Origin of the sequence: Nocardiopsis sp. NPDC058789 (assembly GCF_042745575.1) — a bacterium.
Taxonomy (GTDB): Bacteria; Actinomycetota; Actinomycetes; order Streptosporangiales; family Streptosporangiaceae; genus Nocardiopsis; species Nocardiopsis eucommiae.
On the sequence record NZ_JBHYOW010000008.1, the window covers coordinates 134,222 to 156,382 of the forward strand.

Consider the following 22,161-nt stretch of genomic DNA (forward strand, 5'->3'; position numbering starts at 1 on the left):
GACTCCCAGGGTGTCGGTGCGGTCGGTGCGGTCAGGTCTCGTACACGACGCGGTGGCACAGGGCCGACAGCTCGCCGCTGGCCAGCCTCGGCAGGACCGAGGGCAGCTCCTCGAACGGGCTCTCCCCGGTCAGGAGGGCGTCGAAGGCCGGGTCCTCCAGCAGACGCAGCGCCAGACCGAGGCGCTCGGCGTGGTCGTAGCGCGAACGGCGGGCCGGGGAGATCATGCCGACCTGGCTGGCCCGCACCGTCAGGCGGTGGGAGTGGAAGTCCTCGCCCAACGGCAGGATCACCCGCCGGTCCCCGTACCAGCTCAGTTCCACGACCTCGCCCTCCACGTGCAGCAGACGCAGCGAGGACACCAGTCCCGCCTCGGTGGCACTGGTGTGGAAGACCAGGTCGCGGTCGTCCTCGGCCCGCTCGGGCGGGGCGAAGTCCACCCCGAGGCGGTCGGCGATCGCGGCGCGGCCGGGGTCCACGTCCACGAGCTGGACCCGCGCCCCCGGCACCTGGGACAGCAGGCGCGCCACGCAGCAGCCCACCATGCCGGCGCCGACCACCGTCACCCGGTCGCCCACCATCGGGGCGGCGTCCCACAGCGCGTTGATCGCGGTCTCCACCGTTCCGGCCAGGACAGCGCGGGCGGCCGGGACCCCCTCGGGGACCACGGACACCGCCGAGGCGGGCACCACGAACCGGGTCTGGTGCGGGAACAGGCTGAAGACGGTCCGCCCCACCAGCTCCCCGGGGCCCTCCTCGACCACGCCCACGTTCAGGTACCCGTACTTCAGGGGGCCGGGGAAGTCGCCCTCCTGGAAGGGCGCGCGCATCACCCCGTACTGGTTGGGCGGCACCCCGCCGCCGAAGACCAGCGTCTCCGTGCCCCGGCTGATCCCCGAGCCCAGGGCGCGCACCAGCACCTCACCGGGGCCGGGTTCGGGCAGCTCCACCTCCCGGATCTCACCCACGCCGGGGGAGCGCACCCAGAACGCCCGAGCCGTCCTCGCCATCCCTCACCTCTTCCTCTTCACGGAACCGGGTCCCAGGGCACGCGCCCGCCACAGTCCCACCACGTCACGTCCGAACGACCACAGCAGGGCGACCAGCGCCAGCCCCACCACCACGGCACCCACCGGCCGGGGAAGGACCCCCGAGGCGGCCACCGTCAACACGATCCCCTGCGCGGCGGCCACGGCCTTGCGCGCCGCGCTCGGCGGCAGCGGTCCCCGGAGCCAGGGTGCCGCGCGTGCGGCGGCCCAGAAGAGGTACCGCATCGCGCCGATCGCCAGGACCCAGGGTCCCAGTACTCCGGAGACGTACACACTCAGGGCCAGGATCAGGAACGCGTCGGCCTCCATGTCGAACCGGGCACCGAAGTCCGACTCCGTGCGCGTGCCCCGGGCCACCAGCCCGTCCACCCAGTCCAGGACCAGGGCCAGGGCCGCCACCGCGACCATCGGTCCGGCGGGCCCGCCCTCGGCCACCAGAGCCGTCACCACCCCGATCAGACCGACCCGCACCAGGGTCACCAGGTCGGCCGGGCCCATCGGCCACCGCTCGTGGCGGCGGACCGCCACCACCAGGGCCACCGTGACCAGCACGGCGTACAGCCCCGCCACGCCCCAGCCCCGGGGTCCCAGCCAGGAGGCCGGGTCAGCCACTCGCCAGCCCCGGGTCGCCGTTCAGGTGCGGCAGGTCGTGGCCCAGGCGGTCCCGCTTGGCGACCAGGTAGCGGGAGTTGTTCTCGTGCGCGGCCACCAGCAGCGGGACCCGGGCAGCCACCTTCACCCCGTGGTCCTCCAGCGCCAGCACCTTGGCGGGGTTGTTGGAGAGCAGCCGGACCGAACGCACGCCCCGGTACCGCAGCACCCGGGCGGCCGGTCCGTAGTCGCGCACGTCCACCGGCAGGCCCAGGTGGGTGGCGGAGTCCACGGTGTCCAGCCCGCGCTCGTCCTGGAGCACCTGGGTGCGGACCTTGTTCACGAGCCCGATCCCGCGCCCCTCGTGGCCGCGCAGGTACACCAGCACCCCGCGGCCCTCGGTGAGGATCGTGTCCAGGGCGGCGTCGAGCTGGTCGCCGCACTCGCAGCGCAGCGCGCCGAACACGTCCCCCGTGACGCACTCGGAGTGCACCCGGACCAGGACCTCCTCGCCGTCACCCAGCGCGCCCAGGACCAGGGCCAGGTGCTCCTGTCCGTCGACCGGGTCCCGGAACGCGACGCAGCGGAACGTGCCCCTGCGCACCACCAGGTCGGACTCGGCGACCTCCGCGCCGTCAAGAGAGTGCTCCGTCATGTGTCCTCCGATGCGGATGCGACCTGACAGGTGCGTGCCCATCCCACCGGTCGGATACACGGGCCGGACGACTATTCCGGCAGGTCCACCCGGATCTCGCCACCCAGCGCGAAGCCGCCCTCCAACTCCAGGGAGTCCCCGCTCCAGAACCGCCCCGGATCGTAGTAGCCGGGCTGCCTGCCCGGGGCCAGCAGCCCCATCTCCTCGTAGGTCAGCGCCATGACCTCCGCGCAGTAGGCGGTCTCCAACCGGCGTTCGCGCGCCCTGCCCCGGAACGGCATCCGGCCCAGCGCCCACCGTCCGGCCAGCTGCGCGGTCGAGGGGAAGGGAGTGCCGTCGAGCCGGGCGACCACCCGCAGCGCGGCGTCCTCCATGGCGCGGTCGGCCACCGGGTCCAGCTGGCGCAGCCAGGCCCGCTGCCCGTAGCGGCGGCCCCACACCAGGACGGCGTCACGCAGGTCGTGCAGCTGGACCCCGCGCTGGTGGACGCCGGTCCACATGTCCACCAGGGACCTGCCCAGCTCCGCGTGCCACATCAACGGGGGGAGGTCGTCCACCACGATGGCCATGCCGACGTGGTTGACGGGGCTGTTGGTGGTGAGCTGGATGGCCCGGTCCGGCACGCTCGTGCCCCGGAACACCCACACATCACCGGTTCTGGTCAGATCGACCGCCGTCTCCAGGTCCATGCTCGTGTCTGCCACAGGCACTAGCCTATGAGCATGAAGTGGTGGAAGGCCTTGGGTGTGGCCGCCTTCGTGGGTGTGGCGGCCACCGGAGTGGCGATCGCGCGGGCCGAACGGGAGCGCCGCGCCTACACCCCCGAGCAGGTCAGGGACCGGCTCCACGAGCGCGTGGCGGAGGTCGACCGCGCAGCTCGCGGCCCCGCGGGCGATCCCGGACCCGTGTCCGCGCCCTCGCGCGGCCCGGTCGGCGCGGTGCGCGCGGGACTCACCCGGCTCCGGACCCGGGTCGGACGACTCCGACCGGTGGCCGGTACCGGCCACCGCACCCGAGAGTCGCGGGAGGGGGACTCCGGAGCGGCGTGAGACCGGCGCCGACGTCGGTCAGGCGCCCTGCACGTAGGAGAGCAGGACGCGCTCGACCTCCTCGGTGGGCCCCACACCCAGCGGCGGTTCGCCCCGTTCACGGTCCCAGGCCAGCACGTCGGCGGCGGTGGTGACCAGCGGGGTCGAGGGCAGGCCGGCCTCCCTCGCCCGGCCGAAGTCACGCTGGAAGGTCTGTTCCCACACCGGGTCGGGCCGCACCAGCGGGAAGCGGGCCTTGATCGTCTCCGGCGGCACCAGGACCGGTTCGACCTCGCTCCCGGCCGCCCGGGCGCAGGCACGCAGCATCCCCATCAGGGTCAGGGGCTCGGCGGGACCCATGGCGTTGAACACGCCCCCACGGTCCTCCTCGACCAGCCGCACCACGAGTCGGGCCAGGTCGCGCACGTCCAGCAGCTGGACCGGCTGCCCGGGATCGGCGGGCAGGACGACCCTGCCCCCGCGCGCCGCCCGGCGCACCCAGTACGTGAACTGGTCGCCCCCGTCGTACGGTCCGGCCAGTATCCCCGGCCGCACGACGGTGGCGCGCCCGCCGTACCGGGACGTCAGCTCCTGTTCGCAGGCGACCCCGAGCGGACCTCGGGTGTCCGGGCCGACCTCCTCCGTGTCCCACTCCGGGGTACGGAGGGGGGCCGACTCGTCCGCCCCCGGCCCGGCACCCGGGGCGTAGACGGCGTGGCTGGACACGAACAGGTACCGGCCCACCCGGTCGCCCAGCGTCTCGCCGGCCTGCCGCACGTGCCGGGGCACGGACCCGCCGACGTCGACGACCGCGTCCCAGGTGCCCTCGGCCAGCGCGGCGTAGTCGCCGTTCCGGCGGTCACCGCGCAGGAGAACGGGCTGGGAACGGAGCCCCGGGACGGTCCGCCCCCGGGCGAAGAGGGTGACCTCGTGCCCGCTCCGCAGCGCGTCGTCGACGATCGCCCGGCCGACGAACGAGGTTCCGCCCAACACGAGAATCCGCATGGGCCCAGAGCCTAACGCCCACCCCGCCCGCAGCTCGGACGACGGGCCGGTGAACCGGTCAGAGGGGCCTGGTGAGGTGGCCGACGGACTCCAGCAGGGCGATGTGGTCCGTGCCCAGGGACTCCAGGAAGGCGATCACGTCCCGGTGCGGGACCCGGTGCAGCGGCGCGCTGGTCCGGGTCAGACCCACGCGCGACAGCCCCTCACCGCCGCCTAGCCGAGAGGCCGGGGTTGCGGGCGGGTCCACCCGGTACAGGCGCCAGGCGCTGCCCCGGGGAGCGGAGGCCAGCAGGAGCGTGGGCCGCCTCCACACGATCAGCGCCCAGCCCTTGGGCCCCTCGGCGTGCACGATGACGGGGTCCGCGTGCTCCTCCAGCAGTTCGACCACCCGCGCCGCGACCGGGACGGGGTTGGTGAACGCGCCCCGGACCCGGTGCGTGCCCGAGTCGTACTCCAGACTCCAGCCCGAGGCCGCCACCTCGGAGGCAACCCCGGCGAGGTGGCCGCCGTCCTCGGGCGCGGCCGTCTCGGCCGGTTCGGGGGAGGGGACGGCCGGGACGATCAGGCCCAGTTCCAGGTTGGCTCCCGTGGCGGCGGCGGAGGTGAGCGCGGCCAGGTTCGCTCCGGAGGTGAGGGCGGAACGCTGGTCGCCCCGGTGCCACTCGACGAGGCCGCCGTGCTCGGGGAACCCGGCGGCGACGGGGTACGCGGTCGCCTCCACCCCCGCGTCGGCCAGGGCCCGGACGGCGTCCTCCCGGTCCTGTTCCGGCCACGCCCCGGGAACGCCCAGACGCACGCGGGCCGGGGAGAGCCGTCGGGTGAGCGCGGCCAAAGCCGGGGCGTCGTACCCGCGCAGCGGAGCGTGCAGGGTGAGCTCGTCGACCGGCCCCTCGGGCAGGTGGGAGAGGAGCGGCGCGTCCAGGTTGTGCACCACCCGGGCGGCCGACTCCGTCGGGTTGGTGAGCAGCAGGTCCTCCAGCCGGTTGGCCAGGGAGGTCAGCCGCGCGGCCAGGGACGCGGGCAGCGTGAGCCCGGTCGCGCAGGAGGAGAGCCACGCGCCCAGTTCCGCGAGTGCCCACGGAACCCCGTCGGGGCCGCCGCGCAGCACCGTCCAGACGCGGTCCTCGTCGGTGGCGGAACCGGACCCGAAGGCGGCCACGACGTGCTCGTCACCCAGGAGGAGGGCCAGGTCCGGGACGGAGCGCTCGATCAGCGCGTACGTGCGGTCCGGGCGCACCACCGAGGCCTCCTCGGCGGCGGTGCCGAGCACGGTGACGGCCGCGCCCCGATCCTGGGCGGCAGGAACGAGGTCCTCCTCCACAGCGGAGAGATCCATCACCGCCCCCACCAGCAGGAACTCGCGCAGCGGCGCGGCGTCGGCACGGGCGTTCCACTCGTGCAGCAGGGCGAGCGGGGAGAAGGACACGGGCGACCTCTGTTCTCACACGGGGGACGCATGCGAGCATAACGGAGGGCGTGGCGGCGGGTTCCCGTGATCCCACCCCCGTGACGGACACGCGGCGGGAGGTGCGACGATGTGAGGGTCATGACCGAGAGCGAACAGTGCCGACCGCTGCGCGCCGGGGTGTTCACCCTGGTGTGCGCGAGCCTGTCCGCGATCGGCCACGCCGTCAGCTCGGGGCACGACGTCCCCGTGGGCGGCCTCCTGCTGGGCGTCGCCGTGGTCTTCGCCGTCGCGTGGGTGCTGGCGGGCCGAAGGTACGGCCCGGGGATGCTCACCGCGTGGATGCTGTGGGGCCAGCTCGCCCTGCACGTGACCTTCTCGTACGCCCAGGGCGCCGCGCACACGGTCCACTCCGGTGCGCTGCTCGTCCAGGACCCGATGCCCGCGTGGGCGATGATCTCGATGCACGTGGCGATGGCCCTGGTCAGCGCCTGGTGGTTGCACCTGGGTGAGAACGCCCTGTTCGCCTTCCTGGCCTTCATGGCGCTCTCACTGATCCCGCTGCTGTTGGTGATCGGCGCCGTCCCGACGGCGCGGGCGACGCCCTCCGCCCGGTTCGCCGCCACCGACCAGCGCCCCCGCACGCGGCCGCCCTATCTGCGCCACTCGCGTGTGCTGCGAGGCCCACCGCCGGTCCTGGCCGCCTGACCGGAGTTCCTCCGAACCGGGATGCCCCTGGTTTTGTCAGGCCGCACCCAGGCCGTGTCTTCTGGATCGTTCCTCCCCACCGTCGCCCGCCACCACCCTCAGGACGCCTGCGGCACGGCGTCCTCGCGGTGCCGGGCTGCTCTCGCCGCGCCGACGAAGCTCGGACGGCCCAACCCGGGCCGTCCTCGCCGTGCGGGGCCGCGGAGCTCGCCCGGCAGCGCACCGGAGGGGCAGCCGTGTTCCTCGTCCCGCGAGGGATCGCCCGGCGGCCGCTCGCATCGGTGGTGGGTCCGCCGCCACCGGCGGAGGCATCCACGAGGACACCGCCCCGGTACCCCCTGCCCAGGACACCCCGTGGTCCACCGCCGCACCGACGGCGGCGCGGCCGCGCGGGCGGTGACAGAAAGCCTGATCCCCATGACATGGAGTGAGGGGCCCGATGCGGCCCACACACCTTCCGACCTGGCCCGACTCGCCGAGCGCGCCGGGGCCGGCGTCCCCGGAGCGATGGACGCCCTGTTCTCCCTGACCCGAGCCGACGTGGCCCGCTACATCGCCCGCCGGGTGGAACCCGCCTGGGTCGAGGACCTCACCCAGGAGACCTTCCACCGGGCCCTGCGCGGACTCCCCGGGTACGAGGGGCGGTCCCCGGTACGCGCCTGGCTGCTGTCCGTGGCCCGGCACACCGTCGCCGACCGCTACCGCAGCCGCGAGCGGTCACCCCGCACGGAACCGGTCGACGACTGGGAGCGCGCGCTCGGCCCCCGGTCGGCGGAACCGGGGCGGTTCGACGAGTACCTGGCCCTGGCCTCCCTGCTGGAGGACCTGCCCGAGGACCGGCGCACCGCCTTCGTCCTCACCCAGGTCCACCGCGTGCCCTACGCCGAGGCCGCGGCGCTGACCGGCGTCCCGATCGGCACGGTCCGCTCGCGTGTGGCCCGGTGCCGCCGCGACCTGGCCCGCCTGGTGCGGGAGGCGGCGTGAACGCCGCGCCCGACCGCCCCCCACGTCACCCCTGGAAACTCCGTCCCGTGAGGAAGCACCCGATGAGACACCCGATCCGGCCCCTGGCGGTCGCCGCCGCAGTGCTGCTGGCCGTCACGGCCTGCGGAGGGCCCGACCTGGCCGAGGCCGAGCACTACCTCGACCTCTCCGACCAACCCATGGCCGCCTCGGACATCGAGCTCGCCACCGTCGACGGAGAGCCCTGGGGGTTCACCGACGTGGCCGACGACCGGCTCACCCTGCTGTTCTTCGGCTACACGAGCTGCCCGGACGTGTGCCCCATGACCATGGCCGAGATCAACCTCGCCCTCGACCAGGCCGGGGCGGACGCGGACCCGTTCGACGTGGTGATGGTGAGCAGCGACCCCGAGCGGGACACCGACGAACAGCTGCGCTCCTGGCTGGACCGGTTCGACCCGGACTTCCAGGGGGTGCGCGGGGACGTGGACGACACCGTCCAGGCCGCCCTGGACTACGGTGTTCCGATCGAGGCGCCCGAGGTCACCGAGGGCGAGTACCTGGTCTCGCACGGCGGCCGCGTCCTGGTGCTCACCCCCGGCGGCGAGGCGGCGGGCATGTTCGACGAGGGCGTGGGCGCGGACGACATCGCCGCGCTCCTGCCGGTGCTGCGGTCGGAACTCCTGTGAGCTCCGGAACCGGGGTGTCCCGGCGCGGCCTGTTCACGGGCCTGGGCGCCGCCGGGGCGGTGGGCCTGACCACCGGGGGGCTGCTGGGCGCGGGTGCGGCGCGCGTTCCCGAGGAGGAGGACCCCGCCCGGATCCTGACGCTGTCCCGGAGCGGCCCCGAGGAGGGGCGCCCACCCGCGCTGCTCACGCCCACCCCGGCCCACGTCCACGTGGTCGCGGTGGACCTGCGGGCCGAGGAACCGGCGGAGGTCTCCGCCCGGGCCCGCGAGGTCCTGGCCGTCTGGGGAGAGCGCGCCCGGGACCTGCACGAGGGCGGTCTGGCCGCGCTCGCGCCCGGCGCGCCCACGGAGGGTCTGCGACCCGCCTCCCTGGGGGTCACCCTCGGGCTCGGCGGCGCCCTCCTCGACCGGGCCGGGCTGGGCGACCGGCGCCCCGCGCCCCTGGAGGACCTGCCGGACTTCGCCGCGGACCGGCTCGACCCCGCGCTGTGCGGGGGTGACCTGATGCTGCACGTGGGAGCCGAGGACCCGCTCGTGGTCAGCGCCGCGGTGGAGCACCTGCTCGGCCTGGTCCGGGAGGAGGCCACCGTGCGCTGGTCCCTGCCGGGATTCCAGCGCGCCGCCGCCACGGCCGAGGACGCCTCGGCCACCCCGCGCAACCTCATGGGCCAGGTCGACGGCACGGTCAATCCCGCACCCTCGGAGGCGCGGTTCGGCCCCCAGGTCCTGGCCGCGCACCCCGAGCCCGCCACGGCCTGGATGGACGGCGGCACCTACGTGGTGGTGCGGCGCGTGCGCATGCTGCTGGACGACTGGTTCGACCTGGCCCCCGGAGAACGGGAACGGGTGATCGGTCGCCGTCTGTCGGACGGGGCGCCGTTGGGCGGCGACCGCGAGGACGACCTCCCCGACCTCGCCGCCCGGGACGCCGACGGGAGTCCCGTCATCCCCGACGACGCCCACATCCGCCTCGCCAGCCCGGAACGCACCCTCGGTGCCCGCATGCTGCGGCGCGGATTCAACTACGACCTGGGCTGGAAGGACGGCCACCGCGAGGCCGGGCTGTTGTTCACCGCCTGGCAGGCCGATCCGCGCGCCGGGTTCACCGCCGTGCAGGAGGAGCTCGACCGGGGCGGCGACGCCCTCAACGCCTTCGTCCGCCATGAGGGGAGCGCCGTCTTCGCGGTGCCACCCGCCCTCGACACCCCTCCGGCCGCCGCCCTCTGGTGACCCGGCCGACCGACACACAGGACACGATCATGAAGACACACACCGCGACACTGCTGGCCCTGGCCCTGCTCGCCACGGGCTGCTCGGCGGGCACCTCCGTCCAGGAGGCCGCCGTGGAGACGCCCGAACGGGGCGGCGCCGAGGCCGACGCGATCATCGTCGAGGACGCCTGGATCCCCGAACCCGCCAACCCGGAGGTGGGCGTGGTCTACCTGGCGATCACCAACACCGACGCCTCGGCGGCCGACGCCGTGGTCGAGGTGCGCACGGACGCCTCGCCCGAGGCCGAGCTGTGCACGACCGAGACCACGGAGTCGGGCGCGGCCGTCATGAGGACCCTCGACGAGATCCCCGTCCCCGCCGGAGGCACCACCACCTTCGTCGACGGCGGCTACCACGTCATGGTCAACGACATCCCCGAACCCCTCGCCGTGGGTGACTCGGTGACCGTCACTCTGGGCTTCGCCAGTGGAACCGAGGTCGCACTGGACGTCCCCGTGCAGGAGATGACCGGGCCGACCCCGGACGAGGCGGACCACGGCGCCCACCACTGACGGGTCCGCGCGTCCGGTCGCCCGGGCGCGCGGGCGGTGCCCCGTCCTCGCGGGACTAGGTCGTGCTTTTTGGATCATTCCGCGCTCGCGTGGCCAGGCTGCCTCTCGCCGCGCCGATGAAGCTCGGACAGCCAACCCCGGGCGGGCCCCCGCTGTGCGAAGCTGCGGAGCTTGCGTAGCCGCGCACAGTAGGGGCGCTCTCGCTCCTCGTCTTGCGAGAGATGGCCTGGCGGCCGCTCGCATCGATGGCGGCTCCGCCGCCCCCGGCGAAAGCATCCAAAAAACACTCCCTAGACGGGATCGACGATCTGGATGAGGTTGCCGCAGGTGTCGTCCAGTACGGCGGTGGTGACCGGGCCCATGGTCAGCGGTTCCTGGGTGAAGGTGACCCCCAGTGCGCGCAGTCGCTCGTACTCGGCCTGGACGTCGTCCACCTGGAACTGGGTCGCGGGGATGCCGTCGTTGTTCAGCGCCTCGCGGTAGGGAGCCACGGCGGGGTGCCCCGAGGGCTCCAGCAGCAGCTCGGCGCCCTCGGGATCCTCCGGGGAGACCAGGGTCAGCCAGCGGTTCTCGCCCTCGGGCCCGCCCAGCGGCACGTCGTGTTTCTTCACGAAGCCCAACACGTTCGTGTAGAAGTCCAGGGCCTTGACCTGGCTGTCCACGAAGACGCTGTTGATGTGGATTCTCATGAGTCGCTCTCCCGTGGGTTCGGTCCCGGCCACCGCTCGACGATGAGTCCGAGCGGCTCCGGGTTCATGTCGTGGAACTTGTAGCGCCCCTCGCGTCTGCTCCGGACCAGATCCGCCTTCTCCAGGACCGCGAGGTGCTGGGAGACCGCCTGGCGCGAGATGCCGAGCCGGTGCCTGGTGGCCAGCCGGGCGCAGAGTTCGAACAGGGTCTGTCCGGACCGCTCGTGGAGTTCGTCCAGGATGACGCGGCGGGTCGGGTCGGCCAGGGCCTTGAACAGTTCGTCGGACACCGGGTCACTATAGGCAAGCTGAGACTTGCCTATCAAGTCGTGAACTGGTGTTTGGTAATGAATTGAACCTCAGGGTCCGTAGACCCCGGCCAGGAGGTCCGCCAGGGCGGTCAGTTGCGGCGTCGTGCGGTCGGTGCGCCAGAGCAGCCCCAGCCGGGACGGTTCGGTCAGCCCCTCCACCGCGAGGCAACGCAGGTCGGCCCGGGTGATCTCCTCGGCCAGGGGGCGGCACACGAGCATGGCGTGCTCCCCGGCGGCCACCAGGGCCAGCCCCTCCTGCACGGTGCTCACGCCCGTCCCGGAACGGATCGGCGCGCCCGCCGGGGTGGTGGGCGGCACCTGGGCCGCCCTCCAGTAGTCCGGTGCCTCACCGGCCGGGCGCAACAGGTCGAACCCGGCCAGGTCCTCCACGTGCAGGCGGCCCCCGTCCGCCGACGGATGGTCGGCGGCCACCGCGAGGAAACGGTCCTGCGGGGGGAACCGGAATCCCACGGTCAGCCCCGCCTCGTGGACGGGCAGTTCCACCAGCGTCGCGTCCAGACGGCCCGCCACCACGTCCGAGAACGGTGACCCCAGTGGGATCTCGCTCAGCGCGACCGTCACCCCGTGCTCGGCACGCAGCAGCCGGAACGCCTCGGCCACCTGGACGTGGACGCTGCCGTTGAAGCCGATCCGCAGCTCCCGCAACGATCCGCGCATCGCCCGATCCCGGGCACGCAGGAACGTGGCGGCCAGGTTCTCGTAGGCGGGCCGCACCTCCTCCACGAACTGCGCGCCGAACCGGGTGAGCGCCACTCGCCTGCTGGTGCGCTCCACCAGGCGTGCCCCGATGCGGCGTTCGAGCGCGGAGACGAGCTGGCTGGCCCGACTGGGGGAGAAGCCCAACCGTTCGGCGGTCCGGCCGAAGTGCAGCTCCTCCGCCAGCACGATCAGACACTCGATCTGCTGGACGTGGACCTGGTTCAACGCGCCGTCCACGGTCGCGCCCGTGTTAGCCATAGCGTTGAGCCTAGCTCAACGATCGCTGAGCGGATCGCCGTTGTTCACCGTCCCGGCGGCCGCTTGGCTGGTCCCATGAGTTCCACCGCGTCGTCACCGACGACACCCACCCCCGCACCGACCGAACCGCCCGCCGCGGACCGCACCGCCGTCCGGCGGTGGGCGGCGGTCGCCGTGCTGTCCCTGAGCACCTTCGTGGTCGTCACCTCCGAGATGCTGCCGGTCGGCGTCCTCACACCCATGGCGGAGGGGCTGGGCATCACGGCGGGGGCGGCCGGTTCCAGCCTCACCGTCACCGGCCTGGTCGCCGCCGTCGCCGCACCGCTGGTCCCGCGCCTGCTCGGCTCCCTCGACCGACGCGCGGTGCTGGCGGCGGCCATGGTGGTGCTCGCCCTCGGCAACGCCCTGACCTCCCTCGCCCCGGGCTTCGCCGCGCTCGTCACGGCCCGCGTGATCCTCGGGATCGGCATGGGCGCGGTCTGGGGATTGGCGGCGGCGGTGGCGATCCGCCTCGTCACTCCGGCCCGAGCGGCCCTGGCGGTGTCCTTCGCGGTCAGCGGGGTCGCCGCCGCCTCCGTGGCCGGGGTACCCCTGGGCACCGTCATCGGGAACGCCCTCGGCTGGCGGTCCGCCTTCACCGTCCTCGCGGTGGCCGCCGTGGTCCTGGCGGTCGCGCTGCCGCTGTTCCTGCCCCGCCTGCCCCGGCCCGCCGCGGCGCGCCCCACGGCGGGCGGCGCCCCGACCCTGTTCACCCCGCCGGTCCTGGTTGGTCTGGGCGTGATCGTCCTGCTGGTCACCGCGCACTTCGCCGCCTACACCTACGTGCGCCCGGTCCTGGAGGACCGCGCCGGACTGGACCCCCCGGTCATCGCCCTGCTCCTGCTGGTGTACGGCGTGTTCGGCCTGCTCGGTAACTTCGCCGCCGGAGCGGTCGCCGCCCGCCGCACCCGGGCCACCGTCCTGGGCCTGGCGGTCGGTGTCGGGGCCGCCGTCGCCCTGCTGGCCCTGCTCGGCACGGTCCCCCTGGCCGCCGGTGCCGGCATCGCTCTGTGGGGTCTGGCCTACGGAGGGGTGTCGGTGGCCGGGCAGATCTGGATGACCCGTGCGGCGCCCGACCGCGTCGAGCACGTCACCGGGCTGTACGTGGGGGTGTTCACCGCCTCCATCGCGCTGGGCGCGCTGGTCGGCGGCGGCGTGGTGGAGTTCGCGGGCGTCACCTGGCTGCTGTGGGGCGCGGCGGCCCTGGCCTGGGTCGCCCTGGCCGTCGGGCTGCTGGGTCCGGGCCCCGACCCGCGCGGTGCCCACCACCGGAAGGGCGAGCCGCGACGCGGCTGAGGTCCTGACGACGCGGCGACGGGGCGGGTGCGGACGGTCCCCGCCCCGGCCGCACCGGCTCGTCCTACTCGTCGCCGCCGAAACTGTTGTACTCGTGGGCCCGTTCCTGGCCGGACAGCGCGTGGATCGCGTCCATGACCTCGTCGGTGATCACCCGGCGGGCCTTGCCGGGGGCCATGCTGTCGAAGCCGGTCGAGAAGTCCATCGGCGCGCCGAAGCGCACGGTGAAGGGGCGGGGGCGCGGCATGTTGGCGCCGATGGGCTGCACCTGCTGGGTGCCCGAGACCGCGACCGGCACGATGGGGGCCTTGGACTCCAGAGCCAGGTGTGCGACGCCGGTACGGCCCCGGTACAGGCGACCGTCCCGGGAACGGGTGCCCTCGGGGTAGACCACGCAGGCCTCACCCTCGTTGAGACGGTCCAGCATCATCTCCAGCGACATCATGGCGTCGCGGGCGTTGCCGCGCTGGACCGGCATGGCGCCCAGGGACCCGAAGACTGTCCTGGTGACGCGCCCCTTGATCCCGGTGCCCTCGAAGTAGTCGGACTTGGCGAGGAACCGCACGGGGCGCTGGGTGACCGACAGGGGGATGACGACGCTGTCCACGAACGACAGGTGGTTGCTGGCGAGCAGGACCGCTCCCGTGGTGGGGACGTTCTCACGGCCCTCGATGGTCGGTCGGCACAGGGTCCGGGCGAGGACCGCCGCGGTATGCCGCAACGCACCGTAGAGCACGTGTTCTCCCTAGTGTTGTCGGACGGAGCCGACCTCAATGTAAGGGTGACTCACCGGTAATGATGACCTGCCGCACACGGAGTGCCGCACGTCACGTACCGGGGAAACGGGGAGGTCGGGGCCGTCGGGCGGGGGAGGGTCAGCCGTGCGGACGCCAGTCGGCGTTGGCCCCGCACACCACCAGGCAGGGGTTGTCGCCGGGCACGCGCCCGGCCAGCCACGCGGCGAAGGGAACGGCCGCGGCGGGCTCGGCGGCGATGCGGAAATCCTGCCACAGGCGGGTCTGCGCGCTGATGATCTCTGCGTCGCTGACCAGTGTCGTCGTGACCGGGTTGGCGCGCAGGACCTCGAAGGGCACCCGGCCGATGGTGGCGGCGCCCAGCGCCGACGAGGCGACCGAGTCCACCGGGGTGCGGACCGGGTGTCCGGCCTCCAGCGCGGCGCCCAGGCTCCGGCATCCCTCGGGCTCGACCCCGACCACCCGCCGACCCCCGGCGCCCAGGCGGACCCCGGCGATCAGCCCACCGCCACCGACCGCGACCGCGATCGTGTCGCACTCGGGCGCGTCGGCGGCGATCTCCAGGCCGAGGGTGCCCTGGCCCGCGACCACCAGGGCGTCGTCGTAGGCGTGCAGGTAGCGGACGCCCTCGGACTCCGCGCGGGCCAGCGCCGCCTCGGCGGCCACCGCGAACTCCTCACCGACCCGGACGATCTCCGCTCCGGTGTCCATCAGCGGCGCTGCCTTGGCCTCGGGAACCGTCTCGGGCACGTACACCGTCGCGTGCACCCACAGCATGCTCGCGGCGGTGGCCACACCGAGGCCGTGGTTGCCGCCGGAGGCGGTGATCACCCGGTCGGTGGGAGCGCCGCCCAGCAGGGCGTTGAGGGCGCCACGGAGCTTGAACGCGCCCGTGCGCTGGAGGTGCTCCAGCTTCAGGGTGAGGGGACGCCCGTCGATCTCGGCGCGCATGACCGGGGTCCGTCGGGCGTACGGTGCGATGCGCTCGGCTGCTGCGCGGACGTCGGTGGCCGTGGGTACGGCGGGCGCGGTCGTGGTGCTCATGTTTCCACTGTGCCGCTACTGACCATGAACTTAAAGTTGGGTCTGCTAAAGAACATGAAGCAGACCTTTGTGTCAGGCATTGTTCTGAATGACCGTGTCGTGCCTGGAAGGGGTGGTCCCGTGCTGGACGCCAACCGTCTGCGCGTGCTCGTGGAGGTCGCCCACGCCGGGTCGATCGCGGCCGCCGCCGACCGACTCTCCTTCACCCCGCCCGCCCTGTCCCAGCAGCTCACCAAACTGGAGCGCGAGGTCGGCTGCCGCCTGGTGGAGCGCGGCCGCACCGGAGCGACCCTGACCATGGCCGGGGAGGTCCTGCTCGAACACGGCGAACGGGTCCTGGGCGAACTCCGCGACGCCGAGGCCGCCGTCCGCGCCGTCGCGGGCCACCGCGCCGACCGCCTGTCCCTGGGCGCCTTCGCCAGCGCGGGCAAGGTCCTGCTCCCGGGGGCGCTCGCCGCCTTCGGCCACGAACACCCCCACGTGCGGCTCTCGCTGTCGGACATCGAACCGCCCGACGGCCTCGGCCTGGTCACCTCCGGCGACCTCGACCTGCTCATCACCCACCGCTACCCGGGCGTGCCGCTGCCCCGTGCCGGCGGCCTGCGCCGTGAACGCCTCCTGGTGGACCCGCTCATGGTGGTGGCGCCCACCGGCCACCCCGTCACCGACGCCGATCCCTCCCTGGTGGACCTGGCCGACGAGGAGTGGATCTGCGGCGGGCCCGGCATCCACAACCGGATCAGCCTGGACACCGCCGCCGAGGCCGCGGGGGTGCGCCTGACCGTCGCCTACGAGACCCGCGACTACGAGGTCTCCCTGGCGCTCATCACCGCCGGGGTGGGGATCGCACTCATCCCCCAGAGCATCCTCGACGCGGCGCACGGGGGAGGGTGGGTCAGTCGACCCCTGCGCGGCACGTCGCTGGCCAGGGAGATCTACACCGTGCACCGGCTCCGCCCACCGGAGCCGGTCCCCGACATGGTCGCCACCCTGCGCCGCACCGCCGCCCGAAGTCTCCGGACCTGATCCGACTCTCCGCTCGGAAGTCACGCCCGGGACCGATGAGTTCCGCCGACACCGGAGGTCGGTACGGGCGACCAAACACGACGACCCCGGGGCCCGGCCCCGACGGAAAGGACCTCCATGACCACGGCACCCTTCGAGATCGCCCTCCCCATCGCCGACCGGTGGCGGGCGATGGTCTTCTACCGGGACGCCTTCGGCTTCGAGGCCCTGGGCGAGCCCGCCGAGGACGGCGTGCCCGAACCGCTGCGGCTCCGGGTCAACGACCACGCCGTGCTGACTCTCGTCCCCGCGGACGGACTCGCCTGGGTCCTGGGCGAGACCCGTCGGGTCGCCCCTCCCGGCACCAGTGAGTGCCTGCTGACCAGGTCGTTCACGACCGAGGCAGCCGCCGACGAGCTCCTGGACCGTGTCCGCGAGGCCGGGGGAGAGGTGGTCAGCCCGGCTGAGCGGCAGCCCTGGGGCTACTCGGGCACGTGCGCCGACCCGGACGGTCACATGTGGCAGATCACCGTCGAGCCCTGACCGGGGGTCCTACAGGGGTGGCGCCCCGGGCGGGTTCGGGGCGTTCCAGCGGTAGCGGAGGGCGAGGACACGCAGGGTGAAGCACAGGAGCGCGCCGATCACCGCGATCCAGCCGGGGCCGAACCCCGTCAGGTCCACGACCACCACGAACAACGCCCCGATCATCGCCGGGATGGCGTACAGGTGCGAGTTGGCGCTGAGCACCGTCGGGACCCGGCTGAGCAGCACGTCCCGGATGGTGCCACCGCCCACCCCGGTGATGACGCCCAACAGGACGGCCTGGAGCGGGCCGAAGCCGAACTCCAGCGCCTTGGTCGCCCCGATCACGGCGAACAGGCTGAGCCCGGCGGCGTCGAACACCAGGATCGGCTTGTTCAGATGGGTCAGCTGACGGCTGAGGAAGAACGCCAGTGTCCCCCCGGCCAGCGCCGTCACCAGGTACCGCCAGTCCTGGAAGGTGGCCGGGGTCTCACCCAGCAGGACGTCGCGGAGGATGCCGCCGCCGAGGGCGGTCACCATCCCCAGCACCATGACCCCGACGATGTCCACCCGCGCGGTGCGGATCGCCGTCAGCGACCCGTCCAACGCGAAGGCGAAGATGCCGAGGAGGTCCAGGAGGAGGAGCAGGTCGAGCGTGGACATGGCCGTGGGGGTCCCTTGTGCGAAGCGACGGAGTGTGGAGGGGTCCACTGACCGGCTATTCCATCACGTTCCCGGGACGGTCGGGGGCGAGCCCTCGCGGATCCGACGGCGCGAACGGGCGGGAGGGGAGTGAGACGGCGCCGACCGGGGAACCGTCACGCGTGTCGGTTCCCCGGTGTCCAGCCGACGCCGGACACCATCGGGGGTGGACCACCGGACCACGGGCGGAGCGAGACACATGGAACACCTGGACGCGATCGTGATCGGCATGGGGCCGGGCGGTGAGACGGTCGCCGACCGTCTGCTGAGCGCGGGACGGCGGGTGGCGGTGGTCGAACGCGACCTCGTCGGCGGCGAGTGCGCCTACTGGGCCTGCGTCCCCACCAAGACCCTGCTGCGCTCGCCCGAGGTGCGCGCGGAGGCCGCCGGGGCCGCCGGGGTCGGTGAGGCCGCCCTGGAGTGGCCCGAGCTGCGCTCCTACCGCGACCAGATGATTCGGCACCTGGACGACTCCCAGCAGGCCGAGGGTTACGAGGAGCGCGGCGCCCTGGTGCTGCGCGGCGACGCGCGGGTGGTGGGCCGCGACCCGTGGCGCGTGGCGGTCGGCACCTCCGAGTACACCGCCGACCACGTGGTGGTCGCCACGGGCTCCGGTGTGCTGGTCCCGCCGATCGAGGGGCTGGAGCAGCTGGGCCCGGACGTCCTGTGGACCAACCGCGAGGCCACCACCCTCACGGAGATCCCCCGGACCGCGCTGGTGGTCGGGGGCAGCGCGGTCGGCGTCGAGCTGGGCCAGTTCCTGGCGCGCGTGGGCACCCGGGTCACCGTCGTCCAGCGCGGGCCCCGGCTGCTGGACCGCGAGGAGCCGCGGCTGTGCGAGCTGATCAGCGACCAGTTCGAGCGGGACGGGACCACCGTCCACCTGAGCAGCCAGGTGAACTCGGTGAGCAGGGACGGTGACGGTGTCCTCGCGGTGCTGTCCGGCGGCGAACGGGTCCGGGCCGACGTGATGGTCCTGGCCACCGGGCGGGTTCCCCGGGGGGACCAGCTCGGACTGGCCGAACTCGGAGTCGAGCCGGAGCGCGGCGCCCTGCCGGTCGACGACCACTGCCGGGTCGCCCCCGGCCTGTGGGCGGTCGGGGACGTCACGGCCCGGTCGATGTTCACCCACGTGGCCAAGTACCAGGGCCGTGTGGTCAGCGCGAACATCCTCGGCGACGACCGGAGGGCCGACTACACCGGTGTCCCCCGGGTGGTCTTCTCCTACCCGGAGATCGCCGCCGTGGGGCTGACCTCGGATCAGGCCCGGGAGGCGGGCCTGGACGTGGCCACCTCCGAGACGGACCTCACCTCGGCGCTCGCCCGGCCCTGGACCATGGAGACCGACCCGCGCGGATCCCTGGGGCTGGTGGCCGACCGCGGCCGGGGGGTGCTGGTGGGGGCCTGGGCCTTCGGGGCGCAGGCCTCGGAGTGGATCCACACGGCGGCCCTGGCGATCCGGCTGGAGCTGCCGATCACCGACCTGCGCGACTCCGTCCCCCAGTTCCCGACCTTCAACGAGGGCTACCTGATCGCGTTGGACGCCCTGGACGCGTGATCGGGGTTCAGGAGGAGCCGAGGGCGGCGGCCTCCTCGGCCTCCACGCTCCGGTTCCACTCCGGCTTGGAGGCCTGCCAGCCGTCCTCGTCCCGGCCCAGCCGCCAGTACCCGGAGACCGACAGGTGCTCCTTGGGCAGGCCGAGCTCGACGCGCAGCAGGCGGCGCAGGTCACGGACGAAGTTCGCCTCACCGTGCACGAAGGCCCGCACCTCCCCGGACGGGAACTCCAGGGAACGCACCGCCGGGACCAGCAGGGACCCCGGGACTCCGCCGTGCCGGTGCAGCCAGGTCACCCGCACGTCCGGACGGTCGGTGAGGTGCTGCTCCTCGGCCGGGTCGTCGACCTCGACGAACACGTGTGCGGGGCGCCCTTCGGGGAGCGCCTCGACGCTCGCCGCGATGGCGGGCAGGGCGCTCTCGTCCCCGGCCAGCAGGTGCCAGTCGGCCCCGGCGTCCGGAGCGAAGCCGCCGCCGGGGCCGAGGAGGCGCAGGCGGTCGCCGGGCCGGGCGGCGGCGGCCCAGACCCCGGCCAGGCCGACCTCACCGTGGTACACGAAGTCGATGGTCAGCTCACCCGCGTCCCAGGAGCGCACGGTGAAGGTCCGGGTGACCGGCCACTCCGAACGGGGGCGCTCGGCGCGGACCGCGTCGAGGTCGAAATCCTCGGGGTCGTCCTGCGCAGGGGGTGGGAACAGCAGTTTCACGTAGCTGTCCGTCGAGCCGTCCGTGGCGAAGCCGGACAACCCCTCGCCGCCCAGGACCACCCGGACCATGTGCGGGGTCAGGCGCTCCACACGCTCGACCCGACCGGTGTGCACGGTCCTCCTCGGACGCTGCTGCCGCTCCGTCACGACTCCCCCTTCATGAGGTTAGGTTTACCTAACACTAGGGGGCCGTGGTGGTGCCGGGCAAACCGGGGCGACCTCAGGAGGAGCCCTCCGTGAACACGCCGTGCAGGTCCACGTCGCGCTCGTCCGCTCCCGCGCGCAGGGCCGCCAGCCAGGCGGCCCCGCCCGACGTGCTCCCGGCCATGAGCACCGGGGCACCCGTTCCCATGGTGAGTTTGTGGGTGAGCGCCTCCCGCACCGGAGCGGACCCGGTGAGGACACCACCCGAGAGGACCACCGGCAGGTGCTCCCCGGGCTGCCGCACCTGGTGCACTGACTGCGCCAGGTGGCCCGCGGCGGCGTTCACGATCACCACGGCCGCCGGGTCCTGCCCGAACGCGTCCGAGACCAGCGGAGCCAGCGCCGCGAGACGGATCGGCGGGGCCGACGTGAGGGTCCGTGCGAAGTTGCGGGCGTGCTCCTCGGGCCACCGCTCGGGGCCGGCGGGCCGCTGACCCGGGATGACCCGCTTGGCCACCATCCGGGCCAGAGGACTCAGGTCACCACCGCGGCTCAGCTGGCGCGCGGTCTCCCGGGCCGCCTGGTGCCCGATCCAGAACGCCGAACCCTCGTCACCAATCAGCCAGCCCATGCCGTCCGCCGACCTGCCGCGCTCGCGGTCCTCGATCCGGGTGGCGATCGCCCCGGTCCCCGCGATGAGGATCGTGCCGTCGCGCTCGGACGTCCCCGAGGCGAAGGCCACCGTGTCGTCGCCGGAGAACTCCTCACCCGTGGGGCTCAGCCCGGCCTTGGCCAACGCCTTGTCGAGCCGGGCGCGCACGCTCGCGTCGCGCAGCCCGGAGTACCCGGCCAGGCCGACCACGGTGGCCGCCACGGCGTCGCGCGCACCGGGCCCCGCCCGGTCCAACGCGGCGCCGATCGCCTCGGTCAGCCGCTCCGCGGCCACCTCGGGGCCGTGCGTGTTGGGGTTGGCGCCGCCGGACCGGGCCTCACCCCGACGTTCACCGGACAGTGTGGTCACCAGGGCACGGGTGGTGGTGCCTCCCGCGTCCACCCCGACGACCAGCGTGGGGGAGGGGGAGGGGATTCGTCGTGTCGTCACGACCAGAGCGTGCCCCACCCGGACCCGGCTTACTCACCCGGCCCGCCCGAAGGGAGGCCCAGGCCACGTCCAAAACCAGTGGCCGCCGCTTCGTCGTCACTGGTAAGTCTGACCGTATGACCGACACCAAGAACGCGGACTTCGACCCGCCGAAGCAGGGCTGGACCGTGCGCCACACCGACGCGGAGGAGTTCGCCCAGGCCGCCAGGGTCTTCGGCCAGAGCCTCCTGTTCCCCGAGGACGTCGACGGCCTGTTGGCGCGGATGAGACCGCTGCACGACGAGGTCGGCTACGAGCGGGCCCTGATCGCCGTGGACGAGGCCGAGGGCGAGGTCATCGGCACCGCCAACCACTTCCCCTTCGACATGACGATGCCCTCCGGCCGTGTCCCCGTGGCCGGGGTGACCGGCGTCGGAGTGTGGCCCACCCACCGTCGCAGGGGAGTGCTCAGCTCCCTCATGCGCCGCCAGCTCGCGGACGTCCACGCCGCGGGCGTGCGCTACGCCGCCCTGTGGGCCTCCGAGGGCTCCATCTACGAGCGGTTCGGCTACGGGAACGCCTGTACGGAACTGGACACAACCCTCAACCGGCCCTACGGCGCCCTGCGCGCCGACGCACCCCGCGACCCGGGCCTGCGCGTGGTCCTGCGCGAACCGGAACGGGTCCGGACCGACCTCGAAACCGTGCACGAGGCCGTCTGCGCGGTGCAGGTCGGCCAGTTCCGCCGCACGAAGCCCTGGTGGGACCGGGCGCTGTTCGACGGACCCTCCCGCCGCGGCGACAAGGGCCCGCTGGTGGCGGCCGTCGTGGGCAACGCGGACGGTCCCCTCGGCTACGCCCTGTACCGGGTCAAGGCCCAATGGGAGGACGACGGCGCCCAGGGCGAGGCGCACGTCCAGGAGATCACCGCCACCACCCCCGCCGCCTGGGCCGCCCTGTTCGACCACCTGTTCAGCCGGGACCTGGTCGCGAAGGTGTTCTTCCCGTTTTTGCCCGCCGACTGCCCGCTCCACCACCTCCTCCCGGACCGGGGCCGTGCGGTGGCCAGGCACTTCCCGTCCCTGTGGGTGCGCCTGGTGGACCTGGCCGGGGCCCTCTCCGAGCGCCCCTACGCCGCGCCCTTCGCGGGGGTCGTGGCCGTCACCGACCGCCACGCGCCGTGGAACGCCGGACGGTGGCGGATCAAGGCCGACACGGACGGCGCCCGGGTGGAGCTCACCGACGACGCGCCCGACCTGTCCCTGGACGTGTCCCACCTCGGTGCCGCGTACCTGGGCCAGACCACAGTCACCGGATTCCAGCGCGCGGGGCTGATCACCGAGCACACCCCGGGCACCGTGGCCCGCCTGGACAGGGCCCTGCACCGGATCGACGCCCCCTTCTGCGGGGTCATCTTCTAGACCCGCGCGGGTGCCCCGCGGGGCACCCGCCCGCC

At 73.6% G+C, this 22,161-nt stretch carries 25 protein-coding genes; 11 read left to right on the top strand and 14 right to left on the bottom strand.

Going from position 1 to position 22,161, the window contains the following annotated elements; translation table 11 throughout:
- Positions 1 to 31 precede the first annotated feature (31 nt).
- The 4 genes from ACFW3L_RS13830 to ACFW3L_RS13845 form a co-directional block, all read right to left on the bottom strand.
- Positions 32 to 1,009: a dehydrogenase gene (locus ACFW3L_RS13830; RefSeq protein ID WP_378740041.1), complete on the bottom strand. Its 978-nt coding sequence runs from the start codon at positions 1,007 to 1,009 to the stop codon at positions 32 to 34.
- Between the two features lie 3 nt (positions 1,010 to 1,012).
- Complete coding sequence (locus tag ACFW3L_RS13835; protein WP_378740043.1) at positions 1,013 to 1,660, bottom strand: CDP-alcohol phosphatidyltransferase family protein; 648 nt, start codon at positions 1,658 to 1,660, stop codon at positions 1,013 to 1,015.
- On the bottom strand, positions 1,653 to 2,294 hold the full coding sequence (locus tag ACFW3L_RS13840; RefSeq protein ID WP_378740045.1) for a GTP cyclohydrolase II: 642 nt from the start codon (positions 2,292 to 2,294) through the stop codon (positions 1,653 to 1,655). The genes ACFW3L_RS13835 and ACFW3L_RS13840 overlap by 8 nt, the downstream gene beginning before the upstream one ends.
- Positions 2,295 to 2,365: 71 nt before the next feature.
- Positions 2,366 to 2,983 carry a hypothetical protein gene (locus ACFW3L_RS13845; RefSeq protein WP_378740480.1) on the bottom strand — a complete coding sequence of 206 codons (618 nt, stop codon included), beginning with the start codon at positions 2,981 to 2,983 and terminating at the stop codon, positions 2,366 to 2,368.
- A 57-nt stretch (positions 2,984 to 3,040) separates the two neighbouring features.
- Here ACFW3L_RS13845 and ACFW3L_RS13850 point away from each other — a divergent pair, with 57 nt between their 5' ends.
- Positions 3,041 to 3,343: a hypothetical protein gene (locus tag ACFW3L_RS13850; protein WP_378740482.1), complete on the top strand. Its 303-nt coding sequence runs from the start codon at positions 3,041 to 3,043 to the stop codon at positions 3,341 to 3,343.
- 18 nt (positions 3,344 to 3,361) lie between these two features.
- On the opposite strand, the gene ACFW3L_RS13855 is transcribed toward ACFW3L_RS13850, so the two are convergent.
- The gene (locus tag ACFW3L_RS13855) at positions 3,362 to 4,327 is read right to left on the bottom strand and encodes an NAD-dependent epimerase/dehydratase family protein (RefSeq protein ID WP_378740048.1); all 966 of its coding nucleotides are present in this window, start codon (positions 4,325 to 4,327) and stop codon (positions 3,362 to 3,364) included.
- 58 nt (positions 4,328 to 4,385) lie between these two features.
- Positions 4,386 to 5,753 carry a hypothetical protein gene (locus tag ACFW3L_RS13860; RefSeq protein ID WP_378740050.1) on the bottom strand — a complete coding sequence of 456 codons (1,368 nt, stop codon included), beginning with the start codon at positions 5,751 to 5,753 and terminating at the stop codon, positions 4,386 to 4,388.
- Between the two features lie 120 nt (positions 5,754 to 5,873).
- Here ACFW3L_RS13860 and ACFW3L_RS13865 point away from each other — a divergent pair, with 120 nt between their 5' ends.
- The 5 genes from ACFW3L_RS13865 (at position 5,874) to ACFW3L_RS13885 (ending at position 9,875) form a co-directional block, all read left to right on the top strand.
- On the top strand, positions 5,874 to 6,440 hold the full coding sequence (locus tag ACFW3L_RS13865; RefSeq protein ID WP_378740053.1) for a hypothetical protein: 567 nt from the start codon (positions 5,874 to 5,876) through the stop codon (positions 6,438 to 6,440).
- A gap of 417 nt (positions 6,441 to 6,857) precedes the next feature.
- Positions 6,858 to 7,424 (top strand): RNA polymerase sigma factor, encoded by a 567-nt coding sequence (locus ACFW3L_RS13870; protein ID WP_378740056.1) that lies wholly within the window; start codon positions 6,858 to 6,860, stop codon positions 7,422 to 7,424.
- Positions 7,425 to 7,486: 62 nt separating this feature from the next.
- Complete coding sequence (locus ACFW3L_RS13875) at positions 7,487 to 8,092, top strand: SCO family protein (RefSeq protein ID WP_352388501.1); 606 nt, start codon at positions 7,487 to 7,489, stop codon at positions 8,090 to 8,092.
- Positions 8,089 to 9,321, top strand: a complete 1,233-nt coding sequence (locus ACFW3L_RS13880; protein WP_378740058.1) for a Dyp-type peroxidase — start codon at positions 8,089 to 8,091, stop codon at positions 9,319 to 9,321. The genes ACFW3L_RS13875 and ACFW3L_RS13880 overlap by 4 nt, the downstream gene beginning before the upstream one ends.
- Positions 9,322 to 9,350: 29 nt before the next feature.
- Entirely contained in the window at positions 9,351 to 9,875 is a 525-nt protein-coding gene (locus ACFW3L_RS13885) for a copper chaperone PCu(A)C (RefSeq protein ID WP_378740060.1), read from the top strand.
- Positions 9,876 to 10,165: 290 nt separating this feature from the next.
- On the opposite strand, the gene ACFW3L_RS13890 is transcribed toward ACFW3L_RS13885, so the two are convergent.
- The 3 genes from ACFW3L_RS13890 to ACFW3L_RS13900 all read right to left on the bottom strand — a co-directional run bounded on the left by ACFW3L_RS13890 (position 10,166) and on the right by ACFW3L_RS13900 (position 11,853).
- Positions 10,166 to 10,564, bottom strand: a complete 399-nt coding sequence (locus ACFW3L_RS13890) for a VOC family protein (protein WP_378740063.1) — start codon at positions 10,562 to 10,564, stop codon at positions 10,166 to 10,168.
- On the bottom strand, positions 10,561 to 10,854 hold the full coding sequence (locus ACFW3L_RS13895; RefSeq protein ID WP_378740065.1) for an ArsR/SmtB family transcription factor: 294 nt from the start codon (positions 10,852 to 10,854) through the stop codon (positions 10,561 to 10,563). Before ACFW3L_RS13895 ends, ACFW3L_RS13890 begins: the two co-directional genes overlap by 4 nt.
- A 69-nt stretch (positions 10,855 to 10,923) precedes the next feature.
- Positions 10,924 to 11,853 (bottom strand): LysR family transcriptional regulator, encoded by a 930-nt coding sequence (locus ACFW3L_RS13900; RefSeq protein ID WP_378740067.1) that lies wholly within the window; start codon positions 11,851 to 11,853, stop codon positions 10,924 to 10,926.
- Between the two features lie 75 nt (positions 11,854 to 11,928).
- On the opposite strand from ACFW3L_RS13900, the gene ACFW3L_RS13905 reads away from it, so the two are divergent.
- Positions 11,929 to 13,188, top strand: a complete 1,260-nt coding sequence (locus ACFW3L_RS13905) for an MFS transporter (RefSeq protein WP_378740069.1) — start codon at positions 11,929 to 11,931, stop codon at positions 13,186 to 13,188.
- Between the two features lie 64 nt (positions 13,189 to 13,252).
- Here the strand turns inward: ACFW3L_RS13905 and ACFW3L_RS13910 are convergent, their stop codons facing one another.
- Together ACFW3L_RS13910 and ACFW3L_RS13915 are read right to left on the bottom strand one after the other, a co-directional pair.
- The gene (locus ACFW3L_RS13910; RefSeq protein WP_378740071.1) at positions 13,253 to 13,924 is read right to left on the bottom strand and encodes a lysophospholipid acyltransferase family protein; all 672 of its coding nucleotides are present in this window, start codon (positions 13,922 to 13,924) and stop codon (positions 13,253 to 13,255) included.
- 139 nt (positions 13,925 to 14,063) lie between these two features.
- Entirely contained in the window at positions 14,064 to 14,987 is a 924-nt protein-coding gene (locus tag ACFW3L_RS13915) for a threonine/serine dehydratase (RefSeq protein ID WP_378740074.1), read from the bottom strand.
- A gap of 120 nt (positions 14,988 to 15,107) precedes the next feature.
- Here ACFW3L_RS13915 and ACFW3L_RS13920 point away from each other — a divergent pair, with 120 nt between their 5' ends.
- Positions 15,108 to 16,013, top strand: coding sequence for a LysR substrate-binding domain-containing protein (locus tag ACFW3L_RS13920; protein WP_378740077.1), 906 nt, complete (start codon positions 15,108 to 15,110; stop codon positions 16,011 to 16,013).
- A gap of 117 nt (positions 16,014 to 16,130) precedes the next feature.
- Positions 16,131 to 16,535, top strand: coding sequence for a VOC family protein (locus ACFW3L_RS13925; RefSeq protein ID WP_378740080.1), 405 nt, complete (start codon positions 16,131 to 16,133; stop codon positions 16,533 to 16,535).
- A gap of 9 nt (positions 16,536 to 16,544) precedes the next feature.
- Here the strand turns inward: ACFW3L_RS13925 and ACFW3L_RS13930 are convergent, their stop codons facing one another.
- Positions 16,545 to 17,177, bottom strand: coding sequence for a trimeric intracellular cation channel family protein (locus tag ACFW3L_RS13930; protein ID WP_378740083.1), 633 nt, complete (start codon positions 17,175 to 17,177; stop codon positions 16,545 to 16,547).
- 238 nt (positions 17,178 to 17,415) lie between these two features.
- Between ACFW3L_RS13930 and ACFW3L_RS13935 the strand changes: the two genes are divergently transcribed.
- Complete coding sequence (locus ACFW3L_RS13935) at positions 17,416 to 18,774, top strand: dihydrolipoyl dehydrogenase family protein (protein WP_378740086.1); 1,359 nt, start codon at positions 17,416 to 17,418, stop codon at positions 18,772 to 18,774.
- A gap of 7 nt (positions 18,775 to 18,781) precedes the next feature.
- On the opposite strand, the gene ACFW3L_RS13940 is transcribed toward ACFW3L_RS13935, so the two are convergent.
- Positions 18,782 to 19,627: a siderophore-interacting protein gene (locus ACFW3L_RS13940; protein WP_378740088.1), complete on the bottom strand. Its 846-nt coding sequence runs from the start codon at positions 19,625 to 19,627 to the stop codon at positions 18,782 to 18,784.
- Positions 19,628 to 19,700: 73 nt separating this feature from the next.
- Complete coding sequence (locus ACFW3L_RS13945) at positions 19,701 to 20,678, bottom strand: N-acetylglucosamine kinase (protein ID WP_378740485.1); 978 nt, start codon at positions 20,676 to 20,678, stop codon at positions 19,701 to 19,703.
- 164 nt (positions 20,679 to 20,842) lie between these two features.
- On the opposite strand from ACFW3L_RS13945, the gene ACFW3L_RS13950 reads away from it, so the two are divergent.
- Positions 20,843 to 22,126, top strand: coding sequence for a GNAT family N-acetyltransferase (locus ACFW3L_RS13950; RefSeq protein WP_378740091.1), 1,284 nt, complete (start codon positions 20,843 to 20,845; stop codon positions 22,124 to 22,126).
- Positions 22,127 to 22,161 lie beyond the last annotated feature (35 nt).

What these genes read in the sequence shown, in the direction of transcription:
- ACFW3L_RS13830 (WP_378740041.1), bottom strand. Translation starts at nt 1,009, where the DNA reads ATGGCGAGGACGGCTCGGGCGTTCTGGGTGCGCTCCCCCGGCGTGGGT.
- ACFW3L_RS13840 (WP_378740045.1), bottom strand. Translation starts at nt 2,294, where the DNA reads ATGACGGAGCACTCTCTTGACGGCGCGGAGGTCGCCGAGTCCGACCTG.
- ACFW3L_RS13845 (WP_378740480.1), bottom strand. Translation starts at nt 2,983, where the DNA reads ATGGACCTGGAGACGGCGGTCGATCTGACCAGAACCGGTGATGTGTGG.
- ACFW3L_RS13855 (WP_378740048.1), bottom strand. Translation starts at nt 4,327, where the DNA reads ATGCGGATTCTCGTGTTGGGCGGAACCTCGTTCGTCGGCCGGGCGATC.
- ACFW3L_RS13865 (WP_378740053.1), top strand. Translation starts at nt 5,874, where the DNA reads ATGACCGAGAGCGAACAGTGCCGACCGCTGCGCGCCGGGGTGTTCACC.
- ACFW3L_RS13870 (WP_378740056.1), top strand. Translation starts at nt 6,858, where the DNA reads ATGACATGGAGTGAGGGGCCCGATGCGGCCCACACACCTTCCGACCTG.
- ACFW3L_RS13875 (WP_352388501.1), top strand. Translation starts at nt 7,487, where the DNA reads ATGAGACACCCGATCCGGCCCCTGGCGGTCGCCGCCGCAGTGCTGCTG.
- ACFW3L_RS13885 (WP_378740060.1), top strand. Translation starts at nt 9,351, where the DNA reads ATGAAGACACACACCGCGACACTGCTGGCCCTGGCCCTGCTCGCCACG.
- ACFW3L_RS13890 (WP_378740063.1), bottom strand. Translation starts at nt 10,564, where the DNA reads ATGAGAATCCACATCAACAGCGTCTTCGTGGACAGCCAGGTCAAGGCC.
- ACFW3L_RS13900 (WP_378740067.1), bottom strand. Translation starts at nt 11,853, where the DNA reads ATGGCTAACACGGGCGCGACCGTGGACGGCGCGTTGAACCAGGTCCAC.
- ACFW3L_RS13905 (WP_378740069.1), top strand. Translation starts at nt 11,929, where the DNA reads ATGAGTTCCACCGCGTCGTCACCGACGACACCCACCCCCGCACCGACC.
- ACFW3L_RS13915 (WP_378740074.1), bottom strand. Translation starts at nt 14,987, where the DNA reads ATGAGCACCACGACCGCGCCCGCCGTACCCACGGCCACCGACGTCCGC.
- ACFW3L_RS13925 (WP_378740080.1), top strand. Translation starts at nt 16,131, where the DNA reads ATGACCACGGCACCCTTCGAGATCGCCCTCCCCATCGCCGACCGGTGG.
- ACFW3L_RS13930 (WP_378740083.1), bottom strand. Translation starts at nt 17,177, where the DNA reads ATGTCCACGCTCGACCTGCTCCTCCTCCTGGACCTCCTCGGCATCTTC.
- ACFW3L_RS13935 (WP_378740086.1), top strand. Translation starts at nt 17,416, where the DNA reads ATGGAACACCTGGACGCGATCGTGATCGGCATGGGGCCGGGCGGTGAG.
- ACFW3L_RS13950 (WP_378740091.1), top strand. Translation starts at nt 20,843, where the DNA reads ATGACCGACACCAAGAACGCGGACTTCGACCCGCCGAAGCAGGGCTGG.